We start from the raw sequence: 7829 nt of genomic DNA, 5'->3' as shown, positions 1-7829 counted from the left end.
TCGGGGTGACAGGGATTGAACCTGCGACCTCATGGTCCCAAACCACGCGCGCTCCCATCTGCGCTACACCCCGCAATGTCGCTACCATCTCGCGGCGACAATGATTATTCTACACGATATATTTTAATACGTCAATACCCTTTTTAAATTTTTTTATTACTTTCTAAAACATGCATTAAGTCTAGCTCTCTATTCACACTCTAATCTCATATAAATAAGCACTTACTGGCTTATCTTTATTAACCTCTAAAAAGGCTATTGTCCTTGCATTAAGCCTTGGCAGAGAGGGACTTCCAGGATTAACAAACAGTACTCCATCTTGCTCTACAATTAAAGGTATATGACTATGTCCAAATAGTGCAACATCTACTTTCTTCTCAAGTGCTGAATAATATAATGTGTTAATTCCAGACTTAACATTATATCTATCGCCATGAGTAATTAATATTTTTTTACCCTCTATATCTATCAATAATTCTTTTGGAATTGAATTCTCAAAATCACAATTTCCTTTTACTCCATAAAATGTTCCTGTAAATTTTGTTTTTAATTCATCTAAGTCACTTATATTATCTCCTAAATGAATTAAGATATCAGCTTTAGTTATTACATTAGCTACTTTTTTTATATATTCACTAACTCCATGGGTATCTGAAACTACTGCAACTAACATTATTCCTCCTGTTTATCTAATAGTTCTTCTATTTCATTCTTAAGTTTATTTAAAGCATTAGCTCTGTGACTAATAGAATTTTTTTCTTCTGAAGAAAGTTCTCCAAAAGTTTTGTTTAACGGCTCATAAAAGAATAATGGATCGTACCCAAATCCACCTTCTCCATCTTCCCTTTCAGTAATAAATCCCTCAACTGTACCTTCTATTACTTTTTCAACATTATTGCTATCAATTAGTCCTATTGCACATCTAAAGTTTGCTTTTCTATCACTTTTTGGTATCCCTTGAAGCTTTAAAAGAAGCTTATTATTATTACCTTTATCGTCACCATGTACACCAGAATAACGTGCAGAAAAAATACCTGGTTCTCCTCCTAAATAAGGAACCTCTAACCCTGAATCATCTGCCATTACAATAAAGTTTTTATAATTATTTTTCTTCAAAATATCTGCTATTCCTCTAGCTTTAATCAATGAATTTTCTGCAAAACTACTTCCGGTTTCCTCTATATCAACATCTATGTTTAAATCAGATAAACTCATTATATCTATTTTAAGTTCTTTTAATATTTCTCTTATTTCTTTAACTTTATTTTTATTATTTGTTGCTAAAATCAACTTCCTCATATCTCTATTTTCTCTCTCCTGTCCCTATCCAAAGAGCATCCATCTTTAAAGCTTCTTTTTGAGCCAAAATCATTTGTTTAGCACCTTTTTCAGCTAAAGATAAAAGATCATTTAATTCATTTCTACTAAAAGGAGCCTCTTCTCCAGTTCCTTGAACTTCCACAAACTCGCCCTCATCAGTCATAACAACATTCATATCAACTTTTGCATTCGAATCCTCTTCATAACATAGGTCAATTACTTTTTGTTCATCAACTATACCTATACTTACAGCTGTAACAAAATTTCTTATAGGATAAACCTGAAAATTTCTTTCCCTATGAAGCTTGTTAACAGCATCAACTAAAGCTATAAATGCTCCAGTAATTGATGTAGTTCTTGTTCCACCATCTGCTTGGATTACATCACAATCTATCCATATAGTTTTTTCTCCTAAGGCCTTTAAATCAACAACTGAGCGTAGTGCTCTTCCTATAAGTCTCTGTATCTCCATTGTTCTTCCATCAATCTTAAGCTTAGCTATATCCCTAGGCTTTCTTACATGGGTAGATCTAGGCAACATATTATACTCTGCTGTAATCCATCCTTCACCTGAACCTTTTAAAAATGGAGGAACTTTATCCTCAATAGACGCTGTACATATAACCTTAGTTTCTCCAACTTCTATTAGTACAGATCCCTCTGCAAACTTAGTATATTTTCTTGTAATTTTAACTGGTCTTATTTGTTCATTTTTTCTTCCATCGATTCTCATGCAATCACCTTCCCGTATTATTTTACTACTTTTAATATATAAATGTATTATTATTATGCAACATTTTGTTAATATTTTCATATTATTTATATAAGGATTAATTTAAGAGGTGGAATTTTATTTGAGATATATAGGACCTTTTTTCAGAATGAATAGTATTTCTGCTGAAGAAATAAAACATCAACTTTTCTTTTTTTCAAAAGAATCATTAAAAAACATTGTATTAAATTCAAAGTGTGGAATAGTTCACTACACAAAATCAAACAAAAAACATTCATCCAATTCTGATAATAACATATTTGATAAGTATTCACCACTTCTATGTATTTATAAAAAAGGGAATCCTAAGATTGTTTCAAAAAGTAATTTATCTTGGGATGAAAATACATTTAAGAAAGAGATAAATGTAATATCAAATGCTCTTATGACCTTAAGTATACTAGAGTTATCTGATTACTACTCATTTTTTAAAGATGTCGATAAACAACTATATGAATTATCAGAAGTTTATAAAAAGTTAGCTAAATATCAACTTGATTTTTATTCTACATCATTAAGAAGTCCAGAAGGATTTTTTGTAGATAAAAAAATATCATCTTCAAGTGACAGTACTTTTATAGATAAAAAAAATAAATTTAAATTTTCAGATCAAGCATTTATGATGTGTGCTTATTATAACTATTCTAATTTAGCGCCTTCTGACGATGATGCTGCCGTTTATAAAAATTTTGCTTTAGATATACTAAAGATGTTATCTGATTTTAAAGAAGAAATTTATTCGCTATCAAGTCAAGAATGTAATAAGCTTTGTTTAGCTCTAAATATCTTTTACGACTATTCTAAAGAAGAAAAAAGTAAAGAGCTTGTTCTTGACCTAATGGATTTAATAAAAGAAAAACATACTTTTAATGAGCTATCTAATGAAGATATAGAGCTTACAACCTTAGAAAATATAAACTTCTATTTAACTTATAAAAACACTGGTTATTTAGACTTTAAAGAAGATTTTATGTCCTTTTCTAAAAAACACTTAGAGCTTTTTGATAGTGATAAATCTATTTTTAATAAAAACTCAGATAAAAAAGAAATAAAATACTCTTCAACAGAGTTATTGAATTATATGTTTAGTTCATTAATTTATTTTGTTGATGAAGATGCCGATAGTAGCTACGAAAACAATATATCCTCTTTGTACAAAAGAATTTTATTAAATGGGCAACTTACTACCTCTTGGCCTGATGTTCCCGATATAGATTCAGCTGAGCGATATAGGAATGCCTCATTAAGATCTGAAGATATGTTTAATGAACAATTATTTAAAATCTCTAATATATCCGATTCTTCAGAGCTATGTCCTGTTTTCAGAAAAGAAATTACTTATTCCAAAAAGAAAGAAACTATAACTCCTTCAAAAGATACATTTTATGCTCAAAGAAATATGATGATCTATTTTTTAGCTATATATTTATTTAAAAAAGACATCATACAAAAAACATTTGATATATCTGAAGTTTAAACATCAAAGGTGAAAGCACCCCCAAAAAAGGAAGCTTTCACCTTTATTATTCTGTACTTCTACTTACATCTTCTCCAATAACCATACTGTTTAAAATTATATTCCCATAAAAATCTTTATTTAATTCTTTTATATCATTCTTTTTTACAATTATAGACTCTTTATTATATAGTGGAATACAATAGTTTTCTTTAACCATATATTTAACTATATTCTCCTTACTCTCTTTACCCTCAAATTCTTTCATCTTCTTATCTAAACTCTCATCTTTATATATTCTATTTAAAACATCATTATATATCTTATTATAGTCTCCAATATTATCAGTACTACCTATATAAACTGAAAATTTCCCATTCTTTATTTCTTGTTCTAATTCTTCTGAACTAAGAAGCCTATAATATATTATTAAATTATCTTTTTTCCCTTGTTCAGAAATAAACTTTAAAACCTCTTTGTTGTATTCAGTATTTAAAGAAACTATATTAATACTTTTTAGTTCCATCAAAGAGCTTGCAGGTTCTATTCTACTTATAGAGTCGCTATTTTCACCCTTATTACTAGAAAAATCATTTATTAAATTAGATGGGATAATATTTTTAAATTCTTCTGTAGACATTATTCCCTTAACATACTCTCCAAAATCCTTTCTAAGCTTGCTATTATTAAATACATTATCCTCTTTACTATTATAACTAATAAACGTATTACTATAAGAAGGACTTTGAGATATTTCATTTCTACTAATTAAGTTAGGTAAATAACTTAATGGGGGGTCTTTCATTACATTTATCTTATTTGTTTCATAGCTAGCAAGAGCAGACTCATTATCATTATAGGAGATTATATTAATTTTATCTTCTCCATTTCCTTTGTCATAATATTTAGGGTTTTTCTCAAGTACTAATTTCCCTGATTCTTCTATACTACTTATTTTGTATTGCCCCGAATATGGTATGTTTTTATAATAGTCTTTATAGGAACTAAGTTTTGTAAAATCTTTTTTTATTTTAAATTTATTTTTTGTTAGAGTATCTATAAACTTATCATCTTTATAATTTAATCTAATTTTAAAAAGTTCACCATCTGAACTTATAGCTACTAATTTCTCAAAATTCTCTTTTTTGTTAAAATAATCAGTTACACCATATATAGACTTTAACTCTTCTAGATCATCTATGCTTTTAGCATTATTAATAAATTCTTTAAAAAAAGTTACAAAATCCTTTGATGTTATCTTTTCTCCATTACTCCAATAGATATCTCTTCTTATTTTAAAAGTGTATTCAAGCTTATTTTCACTTACTGTATAACTCTCACTTAATTGAGGTTTAATATTACCTTCACTATCCTTATATATTAATCCGTCAAATAAAGCTGACAAAAGCTCATCATTAATTCCAACACTACTTTCTAATAAACTTGTAGGTAAATTGTATACTCCATAATTAAGTTCATCGCTTGGGGAGTAAACATTTGTCGTATCTATTTTTTTGCAGCTCATTAACACTAAGGACAATATTAAAACAATAACTAATGTTAATTTTCTCTTCATATTTTACTCTCCTTTTTTAAACATTCTTCTTAATTATTGACAAAATAAAGTAATTTAAACTGCAATTTTAAATATTAATTACATTATTCTAGGTTATATAGGAAGATATTTCGTGTTATAATATTAATATGTTTTTAGTGGAGGTATTAATAATGAAAATACTGTTAGAGATCTTAGGCATATTATCTATGCTTACTATAATGTTTGTTGCAATCTGGGGTTTTATTGTTGCAAAACAAACTTACGCACAAATGAAATATCAAAATTATCTATTGGAAAAATTGACTCAAAATATTTATATGTTAGTTCAAAATAATGTATCTATTTCATGTAATGGTTCTAAAAAAACTAATGAAATCCATGATGATTCTAATTTATAAAGTTTAAATATACATAAAAATAAGGGATATATCTAGATTTTAGATATATCCCTCTTTAAATAAATTACTTTACTAAATTGCTTAAAAAAAAGATTGATGCTACTGATAATATAAAACATATAAAGGTATATAGATATTTTCTTAGTCCAGTATTATTCATCCAAAACTTAAATCCCCATGCTATCATAGTTACTGTAATGGAGACTTGTAGGGGATAATATCCTGTAAAAATTTCATTAATATATACATATCTATAAGAAGTTAAAAATGTTGCAATAATAACTACTATAGATACAACTGCTGCTGTAAGACTGATTGCATTTACAGCTTTCTTAATCATATCATATCCTCAAACTCTTTCTCAGATAATACTGTTACTCCTAATTCTTGAGCCTTTGTAAGTTTAGATCCTGCCTCTTCTCCAGCTATCACATAATCCGTTTTCTTACTTACACTTCCAGATACCTTTGCCCCTAATGACTCAAGTTTATCTTTAATAGAGGTTCTTGAGTAATTCTCTAGTGTTCCAGTAACTACAACAGTTTTTCCCTCAAAAATATTTTCTGATACCTCAATCTGCTCGTACCTAGGTTTTACTCCTAGACTCAATAAATCATTTATAGTATTTATTACTTGCTCCTCTTTAAAGAAACCTACTATACATTCTGCAACTATTCCGCCAATATCAGGTACCTCAAGCAACTCTTCCAGATTTGCCTTTATTATATTATCTAAGGTTTTAAATCTCTTCACTAAATCCTTTGAGGTTTTAACACCTACATTAGGTATTCCAAGCGCATATATAAATGCATAAAGCTCGCAGTCTTTACTCTTTTCTACTGCATTTAAAAGATTAGTAGCCTTCTTTTCTTTAAACTTCTCTAAGGATAATAAATCTTCTTTATTTAATCTATATAAATCTGATATAGACTTAATATCTAACTTTTCAAATAACTGTTCAGCCGTTTTCTCTGAAAAGCCTTCTATATTCATAGCTTCTCTAGATGCAAAATGAACTATGGTTTTTACAAGCTGAGGTTTACAAGAAAGAGTATTTTCACAAAAATAATGTGCACCATTTAAAACAACATTCCCATCACAATAAGGACATTTAGTAGGTGGAGTTATTTCCTGCGTATTTTCTAAAGAGCTCTCAACTACTCCCATAATCTCTGGAATAACATCATTACTCCTTCTTACAAACACTTCTGCTCCTATTTTTACACCTTTTTTATTAACGTCATCCATATTATTTAATGTTGCTCTTTTAACTGTTACACCAGCTAACTCAACAGGTTCTAATATTGCTGTAGGAGAAACCCTTCCACTTCTTCCAACATTCCATTCTACATCTAATAACTTTGTAGTTGCTTCTTGTGCTTCAAACTTATATGCTATAGCCCATTTAGGAAATTTTATAGTATATCCTAAAAGCTCTCTAGTTCTCATGTCATTAATTGCAATTACTGCACCATCTATATCATAATTTAACTCAAATCTTATGGATTTAATATATTCTATTTCTTTATTTATTTCCTCTAAAGTAGTGCAACATTTCATATAAGAATCTATAGGAAATCCCTTATCTTTTATAAAAGTTAACATCTCTTCATATGTAGTAAACTGAGTTCCTTCATTATATCCAATATCATAAAAGAAGGCAGATAGATTTCTCTTAGCAGTTTCTTTAACATTTAAATTTCTTAAAGCTCCAGCAGCTCCATTTCTTAAATTCTTAAGAGGTACAGCAGCACTGCTATTGTAGTTATCGAAAGCTTCCTTGGTCATTATAGCTTCCCCATGAATCTCAAACACGTTATGGTTATCTATTTTTAGTGGAATAGTTTTTATAGTTTTTGCTTGTGCAGTTACATCCTCACCTATAGATCCTGTACCACGAGTTGCAGCTACCTGAAGAATCCCATCATTATTATAAGTTAAGTTAAGAGTTAACCCATCAAATTTTTTAGTAATTATATAACTTATCTCTGGAAGCTTATCAGAATTACTTTTATTATACTCGTTAACAAACTTCACATTTCTATTATGCCAATCTTGTAATTCTGTAAAAACTTGAGCCTTATCTAAACTCCATAGTCTTCCTTTATGAACATACTTATTGAATTCAGGAAGAATTATATCACCAACTCTTTGTGTAGGAGAATAAGGAAGGATTACCCCTTCCTGTTTTTCTAACTCAACTAATTCATAATATTTCTCATCATAATCTTTATCTGCAATAGAAGGATTACCTAACACATAATACTCATAGGCATATTTATTTAGCTCCGTTGCTAATTGCTCCATTCTTTCCTTTTTATCCAT

The 7829-nt window shown here is 28.8% G+C and carries 8 protein-coding genes and 1 tRNA gene; 2 read left to right on the top strand and 7 right to left on the bottom strand.

What is annotated here, in order from left to right; genetic code table 11:
- From L1S49_RS22055 to rph, 4 genes are all read right to left on the bottom strand, one after another.
- A tRNA-Pro gene (locus tag L1S49_RS22055) sits at nucleotides 1-73 on the bottom strand.
- A 120-nt stretch (nucleotides 74-193) separates the two neighbouring features.
- On the bottom strand, nucleotides 194-673 hold the full coding sequence (locus tag L1S49_RS22050) for a metallophosphoesterase (RefSeq protein ID WP_238907439.1): 480 nt from the start codon (nucleotides 671-673) through the stop codon (nucleotides 194-196).
- Nucleotides 673-1299, bottom strand: a complete 627-nt coding sequence (locus L1S49_RS22045; RefSeq protein WP_238907438.1) for an XTP/dITP diphosphatase — start codon at nucleotides 1297-1299, stop codon at nucleotides 673-675. Before L1S49_RS22045 ends, L1S49_RS22050 begins: the two co-directional genes overlap by 1 nt.
- 4 nt (nucleotides 1300-1303) lie before the next feature.
- Nucleotides 1304-2053, bottom strand: a complete 750-nt coding sequence (gene rph / locus L1S49_RS22040) for a ribonuclease PH (protein ID WP_238907437.1) — start codon at nucleotides 2051-2053, stop codon at nucleotides 1304-1306.
- Nucleotides 2054-2174: 121 nt separating this feature from the next.
- On the opposite strand from rph, the gene L1S49_RS22035 reads away from it, so the two are divergent.
- Nucleotides 2175-3569, top strand: coding sequence for a hypothetical protein (locus L1S49_RS22035; protein WP_238907436.1), 1395 nt, complete (start codon nucleotides 2175-2177; stop codon nucleotides 3567-3569).
- A 46-nt stretch (nucleotides 3570-3615) separates the two neighbouring features.
- On the opposite strand, the gene L1S49_RS22030 is transcribed toward L1S49_RS22035, so the two are convergent.
- Nucleotides 3616-5124, bottom strand: coding sequence for an ABC transporter substrate-binding protein (locus L1S49_RS22030; protein ID WP_238907435.1), 1509 nt, complete (start codon nucleotides 5122-5124; stop codon nucleotides 3616-3618).
- Nucleotides 5125-5276: 152 nt separating this feature from the next.
- Here L1S49_RS22030 and L1S49_RS22025 point away from each other — a divergent pair, with 152 nt between their 5' ends.
- The gene (locus L1S49_RS22025) at nucleotides 5277-5504 is read left to right on the top strand and encodes a hypothetical protein (RefSeq protein ID WP_021800414.1); all 228 of its coding nucleotides are present in this window, start codon (nucleotides 5277-5279) and stop codon (nucleotides 5502-5504) included.
- Nucleotides 5505-5568: 64 nt separating this feature from the next.
- On the opposite strand, the gene L1S49_RS22020 is transcribed toward L1S49_RS22025, so the two are convergent.
- Together L1S49_RS22020 and ligA are read right to left on the bottom strand one after the other, a co-directional pair.
- Nucleotides 5569-5844 carry a hypothetical protein gene (locus tag L1S49_RS22020; RefSeq protein WP_021800413.1) on the bottom strand — a complete coding sequence of 92 codons (276 nt, stop codon included), beginning with the start codon at nucleotides 5842-5844 and terminating at the stop codon, nucleotides 5569-5571.
- Nucleotides 5841-7829, bottom strand: coding sequence for an NAD-dependent DNA ligase LigA (ligA, locus tag L1S49_RS22015; RefSeq protein WP_238907434.1), 1989 nt, complete (start codon nucleotides 7827-7829; stop codon nucleotides 5841-5843). Before ligA ends, L1S49_RS22020 begins: the two co-directional genes overlap by 4 nt.

The organism is Clostridium sp. YIM B02506, from assembly GCF_022324845.1.
Taxonomy (GTDB): domain Bacteria; phylum Bacillota; class Clostridia; order Clostridiales; family Clostridiaceae; genus Clostridium_T; species Clostridium_T intestinale.
This window is presented reverse-complemented; position numbering and strand designations above follow the sequence as displayed.

Excerpts from the sequence above, each read along its gene's own strand:
- L1S49_RS22045 (WP_238907438.1), bottom strand. The coding sequence starts at position 1,299 with ATGAGGAAGTTGATTTTAGCAACAAATAATAAAAATAAAGTTAAAGAA.
- L1S49_RS22030 (WP_238907435.1), bottom strand. The coding sequence starts at position 5,124 with ATGAAGAGAAAATTAACATTAGTTATTGTTTTAATATTGTCCTTAGTG.
- ligA (WP_238907434.1), bottom strand. The coding sequence starts at position 7,829 with ATGGATAAAAAGGAAAGAATGGAGCAATTAGCAACGGAGCTAAATAAA.
- L1S49_RS22025 (WP_021800414.1), top strand. The coding sequence starts at position 5,277 with ATGAAAATACTGTTAGAGATCTTAGGCATATTATCTATGCTTACTATA.
- rph (WP_238907437.1), bottom strand. The coding sequence starts at position 2,053 with ATGAGAATCGATGGAAGAAAAAATGAACAAATAAGACCAGTTAAAATT.
- L1S49_RS22020 (WP_021800413.1), bottom strand. The coding sequence starts at position 5,844 with ATGATTAAGAAAGCTGTAAATGCAATCAGTCTTACAGCAGCAGTTGTA.
- L1S49_RS22050 (WP_238907439.1), bottom strand. The coding sequence starts at position 673 with ATGTTAGTTGCAGTAGTTTCAGATACCCATGGAGTTAGTGAATATATA.